15 protein-coding genes are annotated in these 23,390 nt (G+C 68.8%); 11 read left to right on the top strand and 4 right to left on the bottom strand.

The window, feature by feature from the left end:
* The first annotated feature begins 37 nt into the window (after positions 1 to 37).
* Positions 38 to 2,209, top strand: coding sequence for a UvrD-helicase domain-containing protein (locus ABTX78_RS23935; protein WP_352208833.1), 2,172 nt, complete (start codon positions 38 to 40; stop codon positions 2,207 to 2,209).
* A gap of 81 nt (positions 2,210 to 2,290) precedes the next feature.
* Here the strand turns inward: ABTX78_RS23935 and ABTX78_RS23930 are convergent, their stop codons facing one another.
* On the bottom strand, positions 2,291 to 8,383 hold the full coding sequence (locus tag ABTX78_RS23930) for a PDDEXK-like endonuclease domain-containing protein (RefSeq protein ID WP_352208832.1): 6,093 nt from the start codon (positions 8,381 to 8,383) through the stop codon (positions 2,291 to 2,293).
* A gap of 332 nt (positions 8,384 to 8,715) precedes the next feature.
* On the opposite strand from ABTX78_RS23930, the gene ABTX78_RS23925 reads away from it, so the two are divergent.
* From ABTX78_RS23925 to ABTX78_RS23900, 6 genes are all read left to right on the top strand, one after another.
* Positions 8,716 to 9,555, top strand: coding sequence for a hypothetical protein (locus tag ABTX78_RS23925; RefSeq protein WP_352208831.1), 840 nt, complete (start codon positions 8,716 to 8,718; stop codon positions 9,553 to 9,555).
* Between the two features lie 103 nt (positions 9,556 to 9,658).
* Positions 9,659 to 12,205, top strand: a complete 2,547-nt coding sequence (locus ABTX78_RS23920) for a GmrSD restriction endonuclease domain-containing protein (protein ID WP_352208830.1) — start codon at positions 9,659 to 9,661, stop codon at positions 12,203 to 12,205.
* A gap of 36 nt (positions 12,206 to 12,241) precedes the next feature.
* On the top strand, positions 12,242 to 12,850 hold the full coding sequence (locus ABTX78_RS23915; protein WP_352208829.1) for a hypothetical protein: 609 nt from the start codon (positions 12,242 to 12,244) through the stop codon (positions 12,848 to 12,850).
* Positions 12,851 to 12,864: 14 nt separating this feature from the next.
* A complete protein-coding gene (locus tag ABTX78_RS23910; protein WP_352208828.1) occupies positions 12,865 to 13,704 on the top strand; it encodes a BRCT domain-containing protein in 840 nt (279 codons plus the stop codon).
* Between the two features lie 174 nt (positions 13,705 to 13,878).
* Positions 13,879 to 14,964, top strand: coding sequence for a DNA polymerase III subunit beta family protein (locus tag ABTX78_RS23905; RefSeq protein WP_352208827.1), 1,086 nt, complete (start codon positions 13,879 to 13,881; stop codon positions 14,962 to 14,964).
* A gap of 169 nt (positions 14,965 to 15,133) precedes the next feature.
* On the top strand, positions 15,134 to 18,439 hold the full coding sequence (locus ABTX78_RS23900; protein ID WP_352208826.1) for a type ISP restriction/modification enzyme: 3,306 nt from the start codon (positions 15,134 to 15,136) through the stop codon (positions 18,437 to 18,439).
* On the opposite strand, the gene ABTX78_RS23895 is transcribed toward ABTX78_RS23900, so the two are convergent.
* Positions 18,434 to 18,853, bottom strand: coding sequence for a hypothetical protein (locus tag ABTX78_RS23895; protein ID WP_352208825.1), 420 nt, complete (start codon positions 18,851 to 18,853; stop codon positions 18,434 to 18,436). The two genes, ABTX78_RS23900 and ABTX78_RS23895, sit on opposite strands and share 6 nt — an antisense overlap.
* A gap of 9 nt (positions 18,854 to 18,862) precedes the next feature.
* Here ABTX78_RS23895 and ABTX78_RS23890 point away from each other — a divergent pair, with 9 nt between their 5' ends.
* Entirely contained in the window at positions 18,863 to 19,057 is a 195-nt protein-coding gene (locus ABTX78_RS23890) for a hypothetical protein (RefSeq protein WP_352208824.1), read from the top strand.
* Positions 19,058 to 19,418: 361 nt separating this feature from the next.
* Here ABTX78_RS23890 and ABTX78_RS23880 read toward each other — a convergent pair whose 3' ends face one another.
* Complete coding sequence (locus ABTX78_RS23880; protein WP_352208823.1) at positions 19,419 to 20,675, bottom strand: hypothetical protein; 1,257 nt, start codon at positions 20,673 to 20,675, stop codon at positions 19,419 to 19,421.
* A gap of 499 nt (positions 20,676 to 21,174) precedes the next feature.
* Here ABTX78_RS23880 and ABTX78_RS23875 point away from each other — a divergent pair, with 499 nt between their 5' ends.
* Positions 21,175 to 21,543: a hypothetical protein gene (locus ABTX78_RS23875; protein WP_352208822.1), complete on the top strand. Its 369-nt coding sequence runs from the start codon at positions 21,175 to 21,177 to the stop codon at positions 21,541 to 21,543.
* A gap of 67 nt (positions 21,544 to 21,610) precedes the next feature.
* Here the strand turns inward: ABTX78_RS23875 and ABTX78_RS23870 are convergent, their stop codons facing one another.
* A complete protein-coding gene (locus ABTX78_RS23870) occupies positions 21,611 to 22,075 on the bottom strand; it encodes an ATP-binding protein (protein WP_352208821.1) in 465 nt (154 codons plus the stop codon).
* A gap of 227 nt (positions 22,076 to 22,302) precedes the next feature.
* Between ABTX78_RS23870 and ABTX78_RS23865 the strand changes: the two genes are divergently transcribed.
* Positions 22,303 to 23,169 carry a Scr1 family TA system antitoxin-like transcriptional regulator gene (locus tag ABTX78_RS23865; protein ID WP_352208820.1) on the top strand — a complete coding sequence of 289 codons (867 nt, stop codon included), beginning with the start codon at positions 22,303 to 22,305 and terminating at the stop codon, positions 23,167 to 23,169.
* Positions 23,166 to 23,372, top strand: a complete 207-nt coding sequence (locus ABTX78_RS23860) for a DUF397 domain-containing protein (protein ID WP_352208819.1) — start codon at positions 23,166 to 23,168, stop codon at positions 23,370 to 23,372. Before ABTX78_RS23865 ends, ABTX78_RS23860 begins: the two co-directional genes overlap by 4 nt.
* Positions 23,373 to 23,390: the final 18 nt, after the last annotated feature.

Genomic DNA, 23,390 nt, shown 5'->3' with positions numbered 1-23,390 from the left:
TGGGCGTCCACCACCCATCCGCGACCCGAGGACTCCCATGCCCCGTCTCGCTCTCTCCGACGACTTCGTCGCGGATCTGATCTCCCTGCAGAGACCTGTCCAGAAGGAAGTCAACGACACGATCCAGATGTTCCGGAGCCTGACCGTGCCGCAGCTCCATGCCAGCAAGGGAATGCATCTGGAGAAGCTCGAGCGGGCGCGCGACCCCCGGATCCGCACGATCCGGGTCACCAGGTTCTACCGGGGCGTTCTCCTCGCCCCGGACGACGGCAGCGAGTTGTTCACTCTCCTCAGAGTGGCGCCCCACGACGAGGCGATCAACTGGGCCTGCAAGCGCGCCTATTCTGTGAACGGCGCCACCGGAGGCCTGGAGGTTCGCAATGTCGAGGCACTCGAGCAGATGGAGACCTACTTCGAGACGAAGGCGGTCCGGACCCCGGCCAGGCTGTTCGCCCACCACTCCGACACCGTGCTGCGTGACCTCGGCATCGACGAGCAGGTGATGCGACTGGCGCGCGTGTGCGTCACCGCTGACGATCTGACGGTCATGGCGCCCCCCATGATGCCTGCCGATCAGTACGAGGTCCTGGAGTACTTGGCAGCCGACTGTTCCCCCGAGGATGTGTGGGAGCAACTGATCGCCCCGCGAGGTCAGACGGTCCGCACGGCGGAGGACCGGCCGGCCGTCACCATCAGCGAGGCGATCCTCAACACGCCCAACCGCATCGTGGAGGTCACCGGACCCGGTGAGCTGGAGCGGATCCTCACCGAGGACTTCATCCGCTGGCGCGTCTTCTTGCACCCTGCCCAGCGCCGGTATGCCTACCACGCGGGCTTCAACGGACCGGCTCAGGTGACAGGCGGCCCTGGCACCGGCAAGACGGTCGTCGCCCTGCACCGGGTACGTCATCTGCTGCGCACCGGGGGCGAGGGGGACCGGATCCTGCTCACCACCTTCACCAACGCCATGGCGGCCGCCCTGCGGGACAGCCTCGCTCTCCTGCTCGGCGACGCCGACGCGCATCTGCTCGACCGTGTCGACGTCACGACGGTGGACTCGCTGGCCGCCCGGGTACTCCGGGAAGCCAGGGGCAGCTCGCCGAAACCGCTGTCGGCGGCAGCGGAGAGGAGCGCTTGGACCCGAGCCGCCGCGCGCGAGGACCTGCCCTGGTCGGAACGCTTCCTGTCCCAGGAGTTCCGCAACGTCGTCCTGGCTCAGGGGCTGCGGACGCCTGAGGAATACCTGAGATGTGTGCGCAGAGGGCGCGGCACACAGGTGGGGCGGGTGCAACGGGCCCGGCTGTGGCGGGTCATGGAGCGTTTCACGGGGGATCTGGCCTCCCGCGACTCCGCGACGTACACCATGGTGTGCGACCAGGCCGCCCGGATTCTGGCCGAGCAGGGGCCGCGCTACCGACACGTCGTGGTGGACGAGGCACAGGACCTGCACCCGGCCCAATGGCGGGTGCTGCGTGCCTCCGCGGCCGAGCGGGCGGATGACCTGTTCCTCGTCGGCGATCCCCATCAGCGCATCTATGACTCCCGGGTCTCGTTGCGGTCCCTGGGGGTCAACGTGCGGGGACGGACGTCCCGGCTGCGCCTCAACTACCGCAGCACGGAAGAGATTCTGCGCTATTCCGCGTCTCTCCTGGACGGTCAGCCGGTGGGCCGCCTCGGTGAGGACGACGAGGACGACGGCGGCCGGGACTCGCTGCGCGGCTACCGTTCCGAGCTGCACGGCCGCGTCCCGGTGGCCCGCGGCCATGGCAACCAGGACGACGAGCTGCGCGCGCTGGTGGAGCAGATCCGCACCTGGATCGACCAGGACGGTGTGAAGCCGTCCGAAGTGGCAGTATGCGCCCGCTTCAACACACTCGTCGACGCAGTCATCGCCCGCCTGCGCCGGGAGGGTATCCCCGCCGTCGCGGTCAAGGACGACCCGGGGCCGAAGGTGTCAGGTGTGCGCGTGGCGACGATGCACGCCATGAAGGGGCTGGAGTTCCGCTGTGTGGCCGTCGTCGGCGTGACCTCCAACGTGCTGCCGTTCGCCCCGCAGGTGACGCCGGCCGACGAAGACGCCCTGCAGCACCGTTCGGATCTGCTGGCCGAGCACTGTCTACTCTTCGTGGCGTGTACGCGGGCGCGCGACGCGCTGGCGATCTCCTGGAACGGTGAGCGGAGCCGCATGCTGGACCCGGTCACCGGCTGAGCCGCACCGGGCCCTGTCCGGCGGACCCAAGAGGTGGGTTCGCCGGACAGGGCCCGTCCTGTCACCTTGCTGTGGCCTCGATCAGACGCTGATCTCCCGCACGACAACCGTGCGTGTCTTGCCCTGGGACGCGTCGTACGAGATCTCACGTCCTGTCGGCTGCCAGGTCAGGGCGAGGCCGAGGGGAGAGGACGGAGAAACGATGTCCGCCTCCTCGGTGGGCAGTTCGGCGATCGTGTACAGGGTGTCCTCGTCCACCTGGCCGTCGAACTCCAGACGGAGCAGCGCGCCCGGGATCACGACGTCCGGCACTGCAGCTTCACGTCCGACGCCGACGGCGTCAAGGAAGCTCCGCAGGAAGGCGAGGCGCTTGGTACGCCGCTCGCGCTGCTGGTCCTGGGTCCTCCTGAAGAAGACCAGCTGCGCCGCGTCCGCTCCTTCGGGGCTCTCGCGGGGAGCATCGACTGCCACCTGCAACAGCTGCACCTCGCGCACCAACCTCTGGAAGGCCGCAGCCGGGATCTCCCGAACCGGCAGGGGGCTCGACGCGGTCGGAGTGGGCATCGCCGACCGCACCAAGCCCTCGGATGGTGCGACATGCCCCGGCGAACCCGTCGGCCGTGCGGCCGGCGCCGCCGCAGGCACCGTCGCCCCAGCCCCCCGTGTGGGAGCGGCCCCGCTCCCCGCGCTCGTGGCACGCGTCCGGGTCGGAGTAGGCGTCGCCTGTCGGGCCGGACCAGTAAGGGACGCGTGCGGGTCCGTGGCCCTGGGCGCGGGCACCACCCCAAGATTGGCCGGAGTTCCAGTCGGCGATTGAGCTCGCACCGCGTCCCGGCTCCCTACAGCATGGCTAGGGGCGCCCCGCAGCTCGGACGGCACGCCGGCATCGGCCACGGCAGCGTTATCAGCCTCGCCCATGTCACGCGTGCGGGCAATGTGACCGGCCTCGGCCATGTGCCCCGTCACGGACACACCACCGCCCGCCGCCTCACTGGTCGGCTCCGCCCCGCTGGGCGCGGCGCCGTCGGCGGCACCGGAGACCTCCGGCTCCCGCCCGACCGGTTCGATGCCCAACCTTTCCAGCTCCGCCCACAGCGGGGCCAGAGCCTGCTCGCGGTCGAGGTGGAAGCGACTGCCCCGGATCCGGATGAACGTCCAGTCGACACGTTCCAGGTCGCGCTGTCTGGCGGCCGCGGTTGAGGCGTCCTCACCTTCGGCGAAGGCGTCACCGTCGCAGGCGACCGCGAGGCGACGCGTTCCGCCCTCCACGACCAGGTCGATCGTGTGACGGCCCACCTGGTATCCCGGACGGACCCGGTGGCCCCGTGCCGTAAGTTCCAGGTACACCTTCTGCTGGAACAGGCTGTCGAACGCTTCGTGCCGGACATCGGGCAGAACCTCGCCCTCGACCGCGACGACATCCTCCTCCGCGGGACGGGTGAGGTGATCGAGCCACCGTCGGCGCAAGTCGTTCTCGTGGAACTGTTCGGCCCGCGCGCTGTGGAACACCCACACCTGGTCCTGGGCACGCGAGGCCGCCACGTTGATGCGCTGCTCGTAGGTCTTGCCGTTGAAGCCGCCCGGGACCGCTCCTGCGGCCGTGGTCGCGGAGTTGACGAACGAGATGAACATGATGTGCCTCTCGTCGCCCTGGAAGTCCTCGGCGTCACCGACCCGGATGCGCCGCTCCTCGCGCTGCTCGTAGTCGAGGCGCTCGGCGAGCAGGTTCTCCAGCTCCGTCAGGTGTCCTTTGCTCGCGCGGAGGCTGACGACGCCCATGGTCTTCCCGTCGTAGGCGGGGTCTGCGCAACAGTGCACGATCGCGTCGACAAGGGCCTCGGCCTCGGCCGCGTTGGTCAGCCGGGTGTTGGCGCCGAGGGCTTCGCCGGTCTCGACGTACACCGTGCGCACTGGAGGCAGCCGGTCGGCGCCGTATTGCCGCAGGGGCAGCAGATCACGGTTGTAACAGAGGTCGTTGGAGAAGGAGATGATCTCCGGCATGCACCGGAAGTGCTCCTTGAGCATGAGCGTGCCGCGGCCCGCCGAGAACGCCTCCGTGAGGTCGAAGAAGCTGGACTCGGGGCCGAACAGACTGCGGACGTCCGGTTCCAGCGCGGTGAGCAGGCGATCCCTGAGGTGGAAGTACTCGTCCTGCTTGAGGCCGACGTTGGACGGACTGACCTGCTTGCTGTCGCCGACGACGACCATCCGGTCGGCGAGCCAGCTCAGCAGCATGGCCTCCAGGCCGGATTGGCTGGCCTCGTCGACGATGACGACGTCGAACAGACCCGGCCGGTCCATGGGTACGGTCTCGGCGACCTGGTGCAGGGGCATGATCCAGGCCGGCACCGCCGTCTGCGCCTTGCGCAGCGCGGCCTGCGCGTCGCGCCGGTAGCGGTGCTGGTACTTGCCCTTGATGCGCCGCGCGGCCTGCTGGTAGGCACTGAGTGCCCGGGACTGATCGCCGGTGAGCAGGCCGAGGCAGCGGTGCCAGGCGCGGGCAGCGGCAAGCCGCGCGAGCAAGATGCGGGCCTCGTCGTCGGCCTCCGTCAGCCGCTGGCGCAGGGCACGCTCGGCCTCGGGATCGGTCAGCCGCTCCAGGCGGTCGCGCCACGCGGACCAGGCCCAGGCCTCCGCGAGCGAGGGCAGTCTCGTCTCCCAGGCACTGTCCGTGTAGGTGCTGGAGATGCGGTCCGCAAGGGCCGGGAACGCCTCCCGGACACGAGCGAGGGCCACATCCTGCTCGGCTCGGAGCCGGGCGGCCTGACGCACTTCGGCCATCTCGTCGCTGAACGTGCGGTAGCCGTCGGGGTCACGGTCGCGGACGGTACCGAGTGCGCGCACGACAGCCGGCGACACACCTGGCCGATCACCCCAAGTCCGCAGGAGTTCCTCGCTGTCCGCGATGGCCTTGCGCGACTGTTCGGCCGCGCGCAGGGTGGTCGAGGCGCGCAGCAGGGTGCGCACGGCGTTCTCGACCGAAGGATCGTGCCAGGTGGCGACCGCGAGTGCCGTGGAGGTGGCCGCGGCGGTCAGAACGTCCGTACGGGCGGCGGCGACGGCGAGCAGGGCGTCCAGCACCTCCGCGTCCTGCCGCAACCGCGCGAGGCGCGGTCCGTGCCCCTGCCAAGCGGCGACGGGCGTGCCCCACTCGGACTCCACCTGGGCCAGGCGCAGTTCCAGCTGGACGCGGGCGAGGACGACGGCCGACGTCGGGACGTCCTCCGGCGCCCGGCCGTCGACCCGTACGTTCTCCGCGAACGCGCCGGCCGTCTTCGCAAGCTTCGAGCGCATACCGAGGGGGCCGCGCAGTTTCTGTCCCTGACCGAGACCGTCGTGCAGTGCGGTGACCTGCGCGAGCGCCGTGGCCGGATCGTACTGCTCCAGGCCGCTGACCATGGCGGTGCCCAGGATGGAGAGCGAGCTGTCGACGGCCGCAAGGGTTTCGGTGACGGCGGCCCGCCGGCTGCGTGCCTGCCAGTCCTGTCCCTCAGTCACCTGCCTCAGGAGCGCTGCGGCCCAGTCACCGGCCGCGGCGGCAAGAGCCGCGGCGCGGGCGCGGGTGGTGGAGAAGGCGTCGAGCGCCGAGGACAGCCGCTGCTGTTCCCCCTCGCCGAGGCTCCTCACGGCCGTGTCGTACTCCGCACACAGCGGGTCCTGGCGCGCGGCCGCATGTGCTTCCTCTGCCGACCGTACGATACGTACGGCCTCCTCGAAGTCGCCGGGGCCGGGGAGTTCGGAGGGGCCGGGCACCTCTGCCGCGAGGGCCTGGTGGTGCGGGGTGTAGGCACGGGTGCTGTGCAGCAGACGCAGGGCCTCGTCGGCGCTGAGGGCGGGTTGTTCCTGCGGGACCGGGCCCAGCCAGTCGTACCGTCCCGCCTCCCCGGTGAGGCGCCCTGCGATCTCCTGCAGGCTGCCGCTGTAGTCGCCGATCTCCGCCTCGAAGCGGTGCGTCTCCTGCTCGCGCAGTACGGCGAGGTCGCGCAGCATGGCCTGCTGGGCGGCGCGGGCCTGGGCTAGTCGTGTCTGGAGGGTACGGATCTCCTTGCGGGAGGCCTTCTCGTCGTAGCCCGCGTACTCACCGAGGATCCGCTGCACGGACGCCTCGAGCTCTCGCTGGGCCGCCGCGCCGTCCTCGGTGCGGCTCACGCACAGGTCGCGGACGGACTCCGGCAGCTTGTCCCGCAGCACGCGCAGGGCGCGCGGGGTGTGGCTGGTGATGAGGACGCGCTTGCCCTGGGCGAGCAGGTCGGTGACCAGGTTGGCGATGGTGTGCGTCTTGCCGGTGCCGGGCGGCCCCTGGACGACGACGAGGCGGTTGGCGCGGAGGCGTTCGGCGATCGTGCGCTGCTCTTCGTTGGCGGGGAGGGCGAAGTACATCTCGTCGCCGCCCTGCGCCGTTCCGTCGTCCTCCGCCGCCGCGAGGTCCGCCGCTGTCAGTGCGCCGTCCCGGCCCGCGATGTAGCTGAGCAGTGCGGTGGGCGGCGTGCCCGCGTCGATCTGCCGGGCGATGGCCTTGAGAGCGTCCATGGTGGAGCGGCGGCTGCGCTCACGCAGGACGAGTGCGGGGGTGAGTCCCACCTGGGGGACGTCGAGGCTGCGTGGCTTGGCGCGCTCGACGGTCGGCGCGTAACTTCCGGCGCTGTGGGCGGCGTTGACCCAGCTACGCAGGGCGGTGTGTACGGCGTCGAGGTGTTCGGGGTCGGTCACGTCCAAGGCGCCTTCCAGCACCTCGACGATCGTCTCGCGTACGGCGCCCGGCACGTGCTGGGCTCCTTCGAGCATGCCTTCTTCGAGTTCCAGGCCCGCGCCGGTGGGGTCGGGGGAGGCGGTGAGCGTGCCGGTGGACGGGTCGAGCTGGATGGTGGCGCGGTGCGTGACGAGGTGCCGTTCCACCCGCTGCCCGGAGGTCGTCTGCCACGTGAGCCGGCCCAGCCCGAGCACGAGTTCGTACGCCTCACCGAGGCCCGCGGCGTCCTCGTGCATCTTGTGCAGCCGGTCGTACAACCTGACCAGGGGGTCGATCGCGCGGCGCCGTTCCGCCCAGGCGAGCCATTCCTGCTCCCAGGCGGCGTACAGCTTCTCGATCTTCTCCCGCTGGGGGTGTTGGTCCAGCTCGTGGTAGGTCTTGTCGAGCGGGATGCCCCGGGACCAGTCGGGGAACTCGGGTTCGATACGCCGGCGCAGGTGCGGGGCGCGAGGCTCCTTGAAGTCACGGATGCGGGTCTCGTCCACCCAGGGCGCGAGCAGAGCCTTGGGGTGCGGCGCGTCCTCGCGTTCGGGGCGGGCGACGGTCAGCCAGGCCGGGTCGTCCCCCGCGAGAGCGCCGTCGATCATCACCTCGACGCCGTCGTCGTCCGGCAACTCGTCGAACCACACGGCCCCGGCCGCCCCGTCGAGCGTGCGCACGGGGCGCGTCTTCGACTCCTCGGCCTCGGCGAGGAACCGGAAGATCTGCCGGACGCGAGCGGCGTCCAGACCGTCGGCAGAGATTTCCGGGACCAGTGACCGGGCGGTCTGACGTCCGGGGCCGGTCGGCTGGGCCGGGACGGCGTCGAGCGCGGCCGGTGCGGTCGCTCGCTGCCCACCTGCGGCCGAGTCCGCGTGCCCGGCCCCGGTCACGGGCTCCGGGGCCTCGTCCGGCTCCGCGAACAGCGACTGCTGATGCTCACCGAACAGTACGGACTGGTCGAATGCCATCGGTGCGGGGCGCTCGCCGACCACCGTGGCGGCGGCCGACGCCGTGCTGAACGTGACGCTCCCCCGGTCGCGCGCCGGGAAACGGACCTCGATGTCCAGGTCACCGGCGGTGCCGGCCGGAATGCTGTAGGCCCACGTGGCGGAGACCCTGCGCCCGGTACGCAGGGTGCCCTCGAGCTCGTCGTCGAGCACGTCACTGCGGTAATCCTGCACCTGACGGCCCGTCTTGCCGTACGGCCCTCCCCGCACCAGCAGGGTGACGCCGTCGAGGTCGAACGGCCGTCCGGTGCCGTTGCTCACGGACAGGGTGCACCGCACCAAGTCGTCGCCCTGCCGGTACCCATGAGTGTCCTCGGCGTCTGCCAGTACGTGCGGCACGACGTCGTACACCCGCACATACAGGCCGTCGTCGTATTGGTAGACGGAACCGACTGGCCGCAGACCTTCGTTCAGCCCGCGCTCATCCTGACTCACACGCCCACCCCACTACTGCTCCTGAGGGCCATCCGGTGGCCCGTCCGGTCATACCGCCCCGACCACCACGAGCTCGATCACAATGCACCCCCCGGCGCACGAACTCGAGTGTGAACTGAGCACACATTGTGAGCGTATCAGCAATCCCGGACACCCATCACGCCATGACGCCCACCCCGCACAGATCGCCACCAACGAGTGATCACCGGCGACGTCGACCGCCCTCGTGGACACTTCGAGTCCGACCGACCTTTCGCGATATCGGTGTTGACTTAGTTCACAAGGGACGAGAGGCTGTCCTCGACGTCATGCCAGAGGAAGGCAAAGGTGCCATGCACATGCAAGTGGTCGACGTGTCGCCGCAGTTGGCAGCGCAGTGGCTCACCCACAACACCAGCAATCGGCCGCTCAGCAAGAGCACAGTGCAGCAATTGGCCGGTCAGATCCAGCGCGGGGAATGGCAGCTGACGCACCAGGGCATCGCCTTCGACGAGGACGACGTTCTCATCGACGGACAGCATCGCTTGGCCGCCGTCGTCAAGGCGGGCATCACCGTGCCCCTGACCGTCACGCACGGCGTGCCGCGCACCGCGTTCACCGTGATGGACACGGGCCGTAAGCGCACCGGCCTGGACGCGTTGGCCCTCGCGGGGGAGGCCAACGCGACCCACCTGGCGGCAGCCCTGCGCGGACTGCACCTGTACCGCAACGCCCCCAACTCCGCGTGGAGCGGCGGATCGTCGGTCACGAGCAACGATCAGCTGCTGAACCTGCTCGGCGAACACCCCGGTGTCCGCGACGCCCTGCACCACGGCATCGCGCTGAACCGGGGATGCCGTATCACCGTCACGGCCGCGACGATCGGCTGGTACGTCACCAGCGAGGCCCGGCCCGACATCGACCAGTCCGACTGGGAGGCGGGGGTCGTCACCGGCGCCCGCCTGGAGCCGGGCGATCCGCGTCTGACGCTGCGCAACACCATGCTCAACCTGGCCCTGGGCAACACGCACCGGCGCCGCGACGACTCACGCGAGCACCTGCTCTACTACCTCAAAGCGTGGAACGCGTGGGTCGAGGGCCGCACCATCAAGCTGCTGCGCCGCTCCCCCAACGAGACGATGCCGCGCATCTCCAGCCGTTCGTCCCTGGCATCGGCAGACAGCGACGCCTGACAAAGCCTGGATTCAACGGACAACTGCCTCTGAGCCGTGATACATCGGACATGAACGGGCTCGGTTTGTACACCCGTCAGGGTGCCGTAGGAAAGGGAGGCGCATGCGCGCCCAGGAGATCACCTTCCTCAAGCTCGTCCAAGGGGACAAGCTGTTCCAGGTGCCGCTCTACCAGCGCACGTACAGCTGGGGCCGGGATCAGCTTCAACGACTGTGGGAGGACGTCGGGGAACTCGTCGATCAGCATCTGGCCGGCGAACCGGCCGCACCGCACTTCCTCGGCTCTGTGGTGCTCGCACCCGGTCAGATCCAGGCGGGCGGGGTTCAGAGATGGCTGGTGGTGGACGGGCAACAGCGGTTGACCACACTGATGCTGGCCTTCACCGCCCTGCGCGACCACCTGAAGGAGACGGGTGATGCGCGCGGGGTGGACCGGGTGCACCGCCAGATACTGGTCAACGAGTTCCACGAGGGCGCGGACCACTATCGGTTGCTGCCCACTCAGGCGGACCGGGACGCGTACGCCGCCTGCGTCCAGTCCCGCGCGGACGCCGGCGGAAGCGACAACATCGGAGCTGCCTACCGGTTCTTCCGCGGTGTGCTCGCCGAGGGCCATGAGGCGGGCGACGCGCAGTGGACTGCCACGGTCGAAACGGCGCTCAAGGACCTGCTCTCCATCGTGGAGATCACCGCTGAGCCGGGCGACAACGTGTACCGGATCTTCGAGTCGATCAACAACACGGGGGTCGGGCTCAGTCAGAGCGACCTGTTGCGCAACTACGTGTTCATGCTGCTGCCCAAACGAGGCGAGCGGATCTATCAGGAACTGTGGCTGCCCATGCAGCAGAGCCTCGGCCCGAAGAACCTCGAACTCCTGGTCTGGCTCGACCTGGTGGTACGCGGCCACTACAAGACCAAGCAGAGTGAGATCTATCGCGAGCAGCAAAAGCGACTTCAGCCGCTGGCCGGCGACGAGGACGCGCTGCAGCGCGAGATCGAGCAACTGGCCGAGCGGGCCGGGAGGTTCCTGCGGATCATCGACCCCTCGCGTGAGCGGTCCCCCGCCCTTCGGGCGGTCCTGGAACGTCTGGCCGCCTGGGGTGGCCAGACGCACTACCCGCTCACGCTGCACCTGCTGGACCTTCTCGACGCCGGCGGGACGACGTCGGACGACGCCGCCCAGGCATTGGGTTACGTCGAGTCGTATCTGGTGCGACGCCTGATCTGTCAGACGCCGACCACCAACCTCAACCGCATCTTCATGGAAGCGCCGAAGGAGCTGGAGACCGACCGGCCGGCCGCCGAGGCGGTGAGGCGGTTCCTGTCCGGCCGGCGCCGACGGTGGCCGAGTGACGAGGAGCTGCGCGAGGCGGTCCGCACCAAACCGTTCTACTGGTCCGGGCGCCCTCCACAGCGCAGCTACATCCTGCGCCGCCTGGAGGAGAGCTACCGCGCCTCCGAACCCGTGGACTTCGCCAAGGCTTCCCTCAGCGTGGAACACGTCCTGCCGCAACGCCCCGCTCCCGCATGGTTCGACCTGCTCGCGGAGGAGACGGAGCCGAACCAGACTCCGCAGGAGCTGCACGACCTGCTGGTACACACGCTCGGCAACCTGACGCTGAGCGGTGACAACGCCAAGCTCTCCAACCACCCCTTCGAGCGCAAGCAGCAGATCCTCGACTCCAGCGCGCTGCGCATGAACCTCGAGATCGCCTCGGCACAGCGCTGGGGCAAGGCGCAGATCCTGGAGCGTGCCGACCGCCTGGCCGACCGCGCCGTGGAGCTGTGGCCCGGTCCGATCGGCGGGGTCAAGCCGACCGGTGAGGAATCGCCGGGCTGGGCCGAACTGCGGGCCGCTCTGACGGCGATGCCGAGCGGCACCTGGACGACGTACGGCGATGTCGCCGAGCTGATCGGCAGCCATCCGGTACCCGTGGGGACCTACCTGGGCGCCAACACGAGCGTGCTCGGCGCCTACCGGGTACTCACCGTGGAAGGCAGGATCTCCCCGTCGTTCCGCTGGGCCGACGGCAGTGACCGGCCGCCACCGCAGGAGCTGCTGACGAGCGAGGGAGTGCGCTTCGACTCGCTCGGGCGGGCTCACCCCTCCCAGCGCCTGTCCGCCGCCGAGCTGGCCACCCTGCTGGGCAAGGACGTGACGCGGCCCACCGCGCACGACCCGCTCCCCGAGGGGGAGGACGCGGTGGCCGCCGAGCGGTTCCGTGCGCAGTTGCGGGAGAACTGGCCTGATACGTACGCCGGAGTGGTGGCGGCCCTCGACTTCTGGCGCCGCCAGGGCGGCCATGTGACCTACGGCCGGCACGAGGAGACGAGCTGCTTCCCCATGCTGGACCTCGGGACCAGCCGTCGGCCACACCTGATGTGGCCGGTTGGGATCTACCCCGTCAGCGGAACGGTCGAGGTGGTCTTCCAGTACCTGAAGACCCGCAGCCCCTTCGACGACACGGAGCAGCGCCGGGAACTCCTGAACCGCCTCAACAAGATCGAGGGCATCGACCTGCCCGAGGCGAAACTGGAGCTGCGTCCGTCCTTCCCGGTCAGGGTTTTCGCGGAGCACGGGGACGAGATCTGCGAAGTGCTGGACTGGTTCGTCGGGGTGGCGGCGCTGGATCTGGCACGGAGGGACTGAATGCGTGGTGGGGATTTCCCAAAGGAGGCATCACTCGTGCGGTTATTGAACGACCTCACGCTGGTCCGAAACGCCGGAAGGGGCATCGAGAAGAGCGGAACGACCTGTTCCGGGGAAATGTCCAGGGCCACCGCCGTCGAGTGGGAGCTACGCCTCCCCGGGCAAGCGTCGCTGACGGTCCATGACAATCACTGGGTGAACGGCGAGCGCGACGTGGTGCTCCACAAGCCCACGGTCGTCCCCGAGATGCCGGCGGCCCTCTCCAATCTGCACAACCGACTGCGCTCCGGAATATGCGCATCTGCGAGGCCTGGGGAACTGCGCATCATGGTGTTCCCCACGTACGTCGACGTTCATGGCAGACCACGGATCAAGAAGTCCCTCACCACAGTGGACCTCGCGGACGCCATGGGACTGCACCATCTCAGAGAGCTGACCGCTCGGGAGGGTGTCATGTTGGAGGCCGCGTTCGACCGACCGGATCTGCCTCCGGTGGACCTGTACGACCCACAGCACGAGAAACCCCTCCAGCACGCTTTGTTCTTTCCCGCCGCGGATGACGAGACACCGGTAGTCGCCTTCGTCCGCTTCCGGATCGTGCCCGTGCTGCGGCATATCGGCTGGCTGTCGCGGGACGGCGACTGAAGGAGGCAGTGTCTGTGCCGGTCCGACCGTGCCGAGGAATTGTTCGCAGGCTCAATGGCCAGACGATCTGCTTCACAGGTCGAGTCCTCGTCGACGACGAGTGGAGGGTCAGAACGCACTGCGCCGAAAGGGCCAGGCAGGAGGGCGCGACCCCTAAGACCGACTTCTCGCAGAAGGCCACCCTTGTCATCTACGGCGATCTGGCCAGCAAGGTCGTGACCGACGACAGCCGTACCTACAGCAGCACGCTCGTGAACGCCGAGGCCGAGCGCCGCCGGGGACGGCATGTCTGCGTCGTGGACGGAGACGGCTTCTCGAAACTGCTGCGGGGGCGTCCCGCACCGTGCCTGGAGCTGAGAAGGGCACGTACGGGACGCGTTCGTCCCGTCGCCGCCGCTACGACCGAAGCACACATCCTCGGCGGCCCCCTCCGAGTCCGGAGGACCGGCCGACGCAGTTCCGCTGATCTCACGCTGGACCTCAACCGTCTCGACGAGGCGACGGCGGTGCACGAGGCGACGGTCGGAGCGCTCATCGCCCACCTGTCCCGCCAGGGCATCGAGGCATGTACGTACTCCTCCGGTGCTCCGGAATTCGACGCCGGCTGGTCACGCGGAGAGGACATCTTCGTCGCCGAGGTCAAGAGCCTCACCGGGGCACGCGAGGACCAGCAGATCCGCCTGGGCATCGGGCAGATCCTCGACTACGCCCACCAGCTCCGGAGCGCGCACCCGAGCACCGTCATACATCCTGTCCTGGTACTGGAGAAACGCCCGTCCGCAGCCCGTTGGACCGCACTGGCCGAGGGTGTCGGCCTACGACTCACCTGGGCACCCGGCTTCTCCGGGATCTGACCGGCCGTACTCTCGCTACGCCGTAGTGGACATCAGCGGTCCCACTCCATGATGATCCGTTCGGGCACGCCACCACTGCGGCCGGCTGCTCGGCCTGAGTGACGGGTCCGGGCCGTGACGGAGGTTGACCCTCGACCTGGTCGAGGGCTCAGAGTTCCGGGTGTGGAGAACGAGATGCGCAGCATCGGGGAGATGGCCCGGGACGGCGGACTGAGCGTGAGCGCGCTGCGGTTCTACGACCGTGCCGGCGTGCTGGTCCCCGCCTGGGTGGACCCGGTCAGTGGCTACCGCTGGTACGAGCCCGAGCAGTTGGAAGAGGCCCGGTTGCTGGCGCGGCTGCGCCGGGCGGGCACGCCGTTGGCGGATATCCGACTCGTGCTGGCCGCTTGGGCCGGCGCGGACACGGACCTGGTGCGCGGTCTCCTTCAGGCGCACCTGCGCCGTCTCGAGCTGGGGCTGTCCGATGCCCGCAGCGAGTTCTCCACGCTCCGAGCTCAACTCGACCGCAGGGAGACAGACCCCATGACCTCACTCCACACCGTCACCGCCCGGTTGTCCGTCCCGGCACAGGAGCTGGCCGCAGCGTTGGACGCGGTCCGTTTCGCCGCCGGTACCGACGCCGAGTTGCCGATGCTCGGCGGGATCCTCTTCGACATCGAGGGCGAAGACCTCCATCTCGTAGCCACCGATCGCTACCGGATGGCTGTCGCGCGAGCACAGACAGCCGGGTTCGGCGGGCCGAGGTCGCAGGTGGTCGTGCCCCTTCCGCTCACCGATGCGATGCGGGCGCTGCTGACCGGCAAGGAGACCGTCCACATCGCGGTGGACGGTGACCGCGTCACGCTGGAAACCGGCGACCGGCAGACATCCGGCCGGAGTCTCGGCCACGAGTTCCCCGACTACCGTCGCCTCGTCCACCTCCCGGCCGGTCGCCAGGCCACCGTCGGCACGGCGGCATTCCGGGAGGCCCTGAAGACCGGTCCGGTCCGCGCGAACGAGACACGGGAGCAGGACGGCGAGCCGTACGACCTCAGTGTGCTCAGGGTGACGGAGAACGGGTCCGTGATCGTGTGCGACGACGGTGACGACGACTCGAACAACGTCGCCGTCAACCGCGAGTTCCTGCTGCACGCGCTCACCGCAGGAGCCCGGGACGAGCTGATCCTGGAGCTGGCCGCGCCCACGGCGCCGGTCGCGATCCGCCGGCCCGACGACGAGGGCGCCTTCTCGCTCCTGATGCCGGTGCGGTTGGAGAACTAGCTTCCGTCCGGCGCAGCAGGTTCCCTCCGGCAGACAACTGCTGTGGGGCGCACCTTCACCTCGGCCGAACTCCTGCACACCCCTGCCCATTTGGGATGTTGCTGTCCCATACTTCACCAAGGGGCTGGTCCCGTATCTCGTCCGGGACCGGGGGGATGGGGGGACGGTCATGGCTGACGCACGTCTTCAGTGGCTCAAGGAAGCTGTTTCCGTCTTCGGCGCCGAATGCAAACGGAACCTGCTGGGCCCGGGTGACCGCGAGGCGGCCATCCGCAGCCCTCTGGAACAACTGTTCCTCACCATAGCCGCGCACCATGCTCGCCACGAGATCGGCTGGTACCCGGAGACCCGCATCCCGCACCTGGGGGTACGACCCGACTACGCCGTACGCGTCGGCAAGGACGTGACCGGCTACATCGAGGTGAAGCGGCCCGGAAAGAGCATCGACCCCGACTCCTTCACCGGTCACGACAAGAAGCAGTGGGAACGCCTGCGCGACCTCCCCAACCTGCTCTACACCAACGGCACCCACTGGCGGGTGTTCCAGTACGGCACGCAGATCGGTGAGGAGGTCGTGCTGTCGGGGGCTTTGAAGAGCGCTGGGGAGAAACTGACAGTCGTCGACCTCGCCGCCTTCGACGCGCTGGCACAGGCCGTGCTCTGCTGGGACCCGCCGAAGATCCGTCGTGTTTCGGTGCTCGTCCAGCACATCGCTCCGCTGTGCCGTCTGCTGCGCGAGGCCGTAAGGGAACAACTACGGGCCGAAGCCGGGCTGAACGCGGCGGACTCCGCCGCCGACCGTCCTTTCACCGGCCTCAGAAGCGACTGGCGCCGGCTCCTCTTCCCCTCCGCCGACGACGCGACCTTCGCCGACGGCTATGCCCAGACGGTCACCTTCGCGCTGCTCCTCGCCCGTACCGAGAACATCCCGGTCACCGGCACGAGCTTCCACGAGATCGGCCGCCGCCTCAACGCGGGCCACGCCCTGATGGGCAAAGCCCTCCAACTGCTCACCGACAACGTCAACGAGCGGTTCGAAGTGACCTTGAACCTCCTCGCCCGTACCGTCGCGGCCGTCGAGTGGGAGACCATCCGGCAGGGCAACCGGGACGCCTACCTCCACCTGTACGAGTCGTTCCTCTCCGTCTACGACGACAGCCTGCGCCAGCGCAGCGGCTCGTACTACACCCCGCACCAGGTCGTCGAGGAGATGGTCCGGCTCGCCGAAGAGGTGCTGCGCACCCGCCTGGGCAAGGCGCGCGGCTACGGCGACGAGAGCGTGCACATCGTCGACCCTGCGATGGGCACCGGCACCTACCTGCACACCGTCATCGAGCGGGTGGCACGCCAGGCGGCCGAGCGGCACGGCGAGGCCATGGCACCTGACGCGATCGGCCGGCTGGCGCAGCGACTGTACGGCTTCGAGCTCCAGATGGGCCCGTTCGCGGTCGCCGAACTCCGCGCGGCCGACCTGCTGAAGAAGCACGGCGCCCCACTCCCGCCGGGCGGACTCAACCTCCACGTCACGGACACGCTCGACGACCCCTATGTCCAGGAGGAGCAACTCGCCTCGACGTACGCGGCCCTCTCGGTGTCACGCGCCCGCGCCAACCACGTCAAGGCCAACGTCCCCGTCACCGTGGTCATCTCCAATCCGCCGTACGACGACAAGGCGGAGAACCGCGGCGGCTGGATCGAGAAACGGGTGAAGGGTCAGGGCCGTCCTCCCCTGGATGACTTCCGGTATCCGGGCAACGGCCGTTACGAGCACGCGCTGAAGAACCTGTACGTCTACTTCTGGCGTTGGGCCACCTGGAAGGTCTTCGACGCCCACGCGGACGACCGGCACGGCGTCGTCTGCTTCATCACCCCGTCGGCGTTCGCCACCGGTCCCGCCGGGCGGGGCATGCGTGACTATCTGCGCAGGACGTGCGACGAAGGGTGGGTCATCAACCTGTCGCCGGAGGGGCAGCGGTCGGACGTGGCGACCCGCGTGTTCCCCCACGTCGCCCAGCCGTTGTCGATCTGCGTGTTCGTACGGCGGGCGGATCACGACTCGGAACGTCCAGCGCGGGTTCACTACCGGGCACTTCAGGGCAGGCGGGCGGACAAGTTCGCCCAGCTGCGGGAGGTGAGTCTGGGTGACGGGGGCTGGAGGGACGCGCATGCGCGGGGGGTGCGGCCGTTCACTCCGGCGACCTTGTCGGGGTGGGACGACTATCCGGCGCTGGATGAGGTGTTCCCGTGGGGAAGCCCCGGCAACAAGACCAATAGGTCGTGGGTGACCTCGCCTTCAGATGCGGTTCTTGAACGTCGATGGGCTCGTCTCATCGGTGAGACGGACCTCGAGGTCAAGGCCCAGCTGTTCAAGGAGACTGACAGCCGCAGTCTCGACTCGCGTCCGGCAAGCCTGCCAGGCTTTGCCCATCCCGACCGGTGCATGATCGATGAGTCTCACACCGGTCCACGGCTCTTACGGGTAGGGCTACGCAGTTTCGATCGCCAATGGCTCATCGCGGACCATCGCGTCATCGATCGGCCTCGGGCAGAACTGTGGGAGTCGCTACAGCCAGGGCAGGTGTTCCTCAACCAGCAGAGCAGTCACCCGATAAGCAACGGTTGTGCCCTGGTGGCGACCGTGCTGTTACCGGACACCGACCACTTCAACGGCCGGGGCGGGCGAGTACACCCCTTGCTCCATCCCGACGGCAGCGCCAACGTGCCCACCGGACTGCTCCGGTACCTGGACGGGGCCCTCGGCTTGGACAACGAGCTGACCGTGCACGACCTCGCCGCCTATGCCGTCGCGGTCGCCGGACACAGCTCATTCACGGAGCACTTCAGCGAGGAACTGCTCACTCCCGGCGTCCGGTTACCCCTCACCCGCGATCCGGTGCTCTGGAGCGAGGCGGTCCGCGTCGGCCGCGAGTTCCTGTGGGCGGCGACCTACGGCGACGCCGGCGCCCCTCCCGCCGGGCAGGAGTCGGACCAGGAGAGCGTCGCCTTCCCAGCGGGAGACCCACGGCAGGTGCGGTACGAGACCGCGATCGGCTCCACCGTGCCCGACACGCTCGCCTACGACGCGGAGACCGGCACCCTGCGGGTGGGTCCGGGCACCTTCACCGGTGTCCCGCCCGAGGTCTGGAACTACGAAGTCGGCGGGATGAACGTCGTCAAGAAGTGGTTCGGTTACCGGAAGGCCTCCCCCACCAGCCGGAAGACGAGCCCGCTCGACGACATCCACGTCACGTCCTGGCCGAGCGAGTGGACCGAGGAACTGATCGACCTGCTGTCCGTCCTGCGGCGGTTGGTCGACTTAACACCTACACAGCAAGCGCTCACCACGAAGATCGTGGGTTCGCCGGTCGTCACCGTCACCGACCTCACATCGGCGGGCGTGCTCCCGCCGCAGCCCGGGGCGACTCGTGCACGGCGCCGCGTCGTCCTGGACTTCGGCCAACCGAACGAGTCATGAGCGGTCCGCGCCCGTCTCACCCGTGCGGACGTAGGACTTCGCCTGGTCCAGGGTCCATGCCCCCTCCGCGAGCCGTTTCAGGGCGAGCCCGGCAGGGCGGGGCGCCGCGCCCATGGACACGGTGTCGGCGAAGGACGCCACCGCGCTCAGGCGAGCAGTCAGCTCGTCGCACTCCGCCGCACGCAGGGTCGCCGCTCCGAGCGGGGTGAGCGCGAGGCTGCCAAGGTCGCCACCCCGTCGCTCCACCAGTCCGGCCCACAACAAGGTGGGCAAGGCATCCCGGATCTCGTCCGTGTCGAGGTCGCGAGCAAGGTAGGACTCCGGTGCCCTTTCGGGAGCCGGGAGGTCACACAGATCCAGTTCCTGCAACAGGTGTTGTTGGAGCGGCGAAAGCTGACCGCTGGGAACGAGCATGCCCCCAGTATGACCCGCGCCGTGTGCGACGACGGTGACGGTGGACAGAACAACGCGACTGTCCATCACGAGGTCCTGCCGCACGCGCCGGCCGCCGGAACCTGGAACGAGCTGATCCGGTCAATCGGCCCGCTCACTGCGCCGCCCACGATCCGCGGGCTCGACGACGGGGTCGCCTTCTCGCTCCCTGTGCCGGTCGGTTGAAGAACCAGCCTCCGCACGCATGGCTCGGTCCCCGCCCGCGGCTGCTCGTCTCAACTGTGCAGTGGGGATGAGGGCACGTCGTACCGTACGAGCGACCGCGCGAAGGGCTCGCCGCTGCGCCGGGCGTACGTCATCCGCTCGCGGACCTCCCTCAGGGTGCGGGGGCGGTAGCCGGGACCGCCATCCGCTCCCTGTCCCTGTCGCAGGGCTGCTTGTACGAGGCCCGGCAGGGCAGGCAGACGTACGAGGTCTTCGCGTGGGACATGTCGGCAGGATAGGCGCCGCCGGGCGGAACTCGATGGGATTTCGGCACCGCGGGGGTCAGCAGGTCAGCTCGCCCGACGAATCGGGCGGCGCTCACTCAGCCTTGCTCGTCCCCTTCCGCCTCGCCCCCGCGCCGACGGCGCGCTCGCTCGGCGATCCCGTCGGTGAGTCTGCCCTTGACCGAGCCGGCGCGGTCGAGGGTCAACTTGCCGCGGCTTCGAGCGGCATCGACGCCCTTCGCTCCCGTCTCGAGCGCCTTGTCCCTCACGTCGGTGGCCGCTTCCACCCATCGTCTCGCCTCCGACGACCGGCGGCCGGACTCGATACCGAGCCGCTCGTGGAAGTCATGGACGCCGATGGCCATCTGGTTGCTCGACTGGACCACAGCCGGGGACTTGGCCGGGTGCAGCAACACCTTCGCGTTGGCCGTGCCGGCGACCGCGTCCATCCGCGCCACCAGACGCCCGGTGCTCCGCGAGATCAGTTCCCGCCGGTCCTGCCGGGCGGCCTTCAGACCGAGGCGGTGACCGTCCAGTTCGTCCGGGGACGCGTCCAGCACCCTGTCGAGTTCGAGCACGGCGATCGCGTCCTGGAGTTGGAAGCAGCGAGCCAGAACGGCGAGCCACTCCCGAACCGGGGACTCGGCCTCACTGACCGCCGCGGCGAGATCACCGATCTTGGACTGTCGCTCCATCTTCTCCGCGATCGCGTCGAGTTGACGCAGGGCGTACACCTGGGTCTCCGCGATCGCCGTCGGCGCGTCCTGCACCTTCGACCACATGGTTTCGTCGACCCTGCCCCTCCTCTCACGGATGGTCATGGTCTCGTCGATGACGAAGCCCACTCCGATCATGCGGGACAGCACCGTGTCCTTCTGGGCGCGCAGCACGTCGTCGACCTTCGCGTCGATCGCGGCGAGGTAGTCGGTGATCTCGTCCATGCTCTGCTGCATCGCCACCTGCGACATGAGCTTGGCGGCATTGGCGAGAGCCGCCGGGTTGGTCAGGAACGACCGTGGCCCCTTCACGAACTCCACGAAGCCCCTGATCTGGCCCTTCTGCCCCTTCACCACGCCCGTGCCGAAACCGGTCTTCGAGCTCTCCCTCAACCCGTACTTCTTGACGAGCTGGGCCGACTTAGGAGTCAGCTTCACCCAGCGTCCGGAGTTCTCGGCCATCTCCGAGCCTGCCTGCGCGACGGCGGCTCCGACACCGAAGACGGACTTGAGCCACTGCGGCCCGAGGTCCTTCGACGACGACAGTCCCTCCGAGATGAGGAAGCGGTCGACATCCGCCGCGTTCCCGATGACCATCAGACCGTCATCGTCACTGATCAGCTGGATCTCGCTGTCCATTGTCCGCTCCTGAAGTCGCTTCTCACAGCTGTGGGTGGTTGGGTGCGCCCGGCGGGGCCGAGGTCTTGCGATGACGGGAGCGAGGTGCCGGCCCCGGGCAGCGCCAGAGCGCGCATCCCCGGTACGGACGTGGAGTCGACGTCCTTAGCTGGCGGCCATGTCGTCATGGCTCGGGCCGGGTTCGAGCCGGCTCGTCGTCGGGTCGGCGACAACTCGGGCCGACCGTGCTTTCCTGGCCTGCCGCGTCGTGGCATCTGACCGCCGGTGTCATCGCTGCGGAACCGGAACGCACATGCTGGTCGGCCGCGCTCATCCGTTCACTCACCCCCGGCCACGCACGCCTGCCCGCCGAGAGGGCGGGCGGCAGTTGATCGCCCTCAGTATGAGACCCATGCACTCAGTTCACAAGGGGAACATGTTCACTTCGCGCATTCGAGACGCGCTCACACCGACGGTGGCGTAGGTTCGGCGGTCGTCGGATCCGAGGTCGGGAGGGCACATGCAGAAGGGCACGCTGGAGTACGAGCAGGCTCTGGACGCCGTGATCGAGATCCTGCGTTCACGGGCACGTCAGGGCGCGGCACCGATTCAATATGGCGACCTGAGCAGCGAAATGGCACGGCTCGGTCATCATGTCCCCGCCTACGAGGGCCCCATGCCCTACCTGTTGGAGGACGCCTCGATCCGGGAGAGCCCGGACGGGTCGCTGCCGCTGCTGTCGGCACTCGTGGTGCTGAAGGACAGCGGCTGGCCGTCCGGCGGCTTCTTCAAGCTGGCCCGGCGCGCACCGTACAAGCGGCCGGGCGACGACATGGTGCTGTGGACCCGGGAGATCGAGAAGCTGACGGAGCACTACGCCGATCACTGACGGTCCCTTTTCGTCGGCGTTGCGGCGGCTCTCGCCGGGGCCGTCCCGGACGAGGGGCGGGCCGACGTCACGAGCCCGTGGTGCGGAGTTGCACCTCCGCCCAGACCGTCTTCGTGTACGCGTCGCGGACCGTGCTTCCCCAACGGTCGGCGTAGGACTGGACGATGAGCAGTCCGCGGCCCGACGTCTCCTCGGCGGGCTGTGGCGTCACGGGCGGCGGAGGCAGGCGCTCGGGTCGGGTGTCCGTCACCTCGACGCGGAAACGGTCGGGCAGGAGCAGCAGCGCCAGGCGAAAGTCCCGGCCGGGGAGGCTGCCGTGGCGGACCGCGTTGGACGCCAGCTCGGCGGTGACGAGGGCGACGGTGCGGGCGGGGTCGGAGTCGTACGGGAGGCCGGTCCACTCGGTGAACTGTTGGACGGCGAGCTGGCGGGCGAGGCGAGCGCCGCGTCTCGTGCTGCTGAAGCGCAGGGTCAGTTGGCGGACGGGCGTGAGAGGCGGCTTCGCCTCGTCGGTGAGCTGATGGTGGGTCACGGGGTCAGCCTGGTGGGGTGAGTAGTCGGCTGACCAGGTACGACGGGCGTACGTCGTCCTCGTCGTACGGAGTGGGCGGCCTGCTGTGGGCTTGGTTGTACGGGGTTTGTACGGGCGTTGTACGGGTCCGGTGCGTGTCCCGGTTCCCGCGCGTCGCGTTGGACATGGACCGGTGGCGAGCGCGGCCGTGGGCGGGGCGTGGAGCGGGATGGGAAGGGTGTGGGACTGTGAGGACGGTACGAGACGTACGGAACAGGCGGACGGGGCGCAGCACCAAGACCAAGGATGAAGGGCCCGATCTGCCGGGCGTGTGGTCGGCGTACGGGGTGTTGTTGCAGTACCTCCGCAAGCGGGCCGGGTTGAACCAACAGCAACTCGGCGACGGGATCGGCTACTCCCTGGAACAGGTCGCCTCGGTCGAGCAGGGGCGACGGCCGGCGAAGGCGGCGTTCACGGCGGCGGCGGAGCGGGTGCTGGAGGCGGGTGGGGTTCTGGAGGCGCTCCAGGGAGAGGTGGATCGGGCGAAGTTGCCGAGGTTCTTCCGCAATTTCGCGCTCATCGAGGCGGAGGCGGTGAGCCGGTTCGAGTATGAGCCACTGTTGGTGCCGGGGCTGTTGCAGACGGAGGCGTACGCGCGGGCTCTGTTCGCTGGGCACTGCCCGCCGCTGAACGAGGAGATCATCGACCAGCACGCGGAAGCGCGGTTGAGTCGGCAGAAGCTACTGACGCGAGTACCGCTTGCAGAGTTGTCCTTCATCATCGGCGAGGAGGCACTGCGGAATCCGGTGGGCGACAAGGAGATGATGCGTGGACAATGGCAACACCTGTTGGTGGTACGGGCGTTGCGGAACGTGGAGGTCCAGCTCATGCCTGCCGCATGCGGGTTCCACTCCGGTCTGAACGGCCCGTTCGTGATGCTGGAGACCAAGGAGCACCAGCACCTCGGCTACATCGAGTCTCAGGAAGTCGGGTGCGTCGTGCATGATCCCGCAGAGGTCAGTGCCTTCGGGTTGCGGTATGGCAAGCTGCGGTCGCAGGCTTTGAACGGCGTCGAGTCTGCGCGGCTCATTGAACGGCTGGTTGGAGAGACATGAGCGTGGAGCAGGTATCCGAGAACGTGGCCGGGCTGCGCTGGTTCAAGAGCAGCTACAGCGGCTCGGGAGGTGGCAACTGCGTGGAGGTGGCTGCCGGCCTGGACGCCGTGTACGTACGGGACTCGAAGGTCGTGGGCGGCGGGCCGGTGCTGCGGGTCGGCCGGGGCGAGTGGGCGGCGTTCGTGGCGCTCACCATGGAGTAGGGCCGAACGGGTTCTGAG

Origin of the sequence: Streptomyces sp. NPDC096193 (genome assembly GCF_040302905.1) — a bacterium.
Taxonomy (GTDB): Bacteria; Actinomycetota; Actinomycetes; order Streptomycetales; family Streptomycetaceae; genus Streptomyces.
This window is presented reverse-complemented; position numbering and strand designations above follow the sequence as displayed.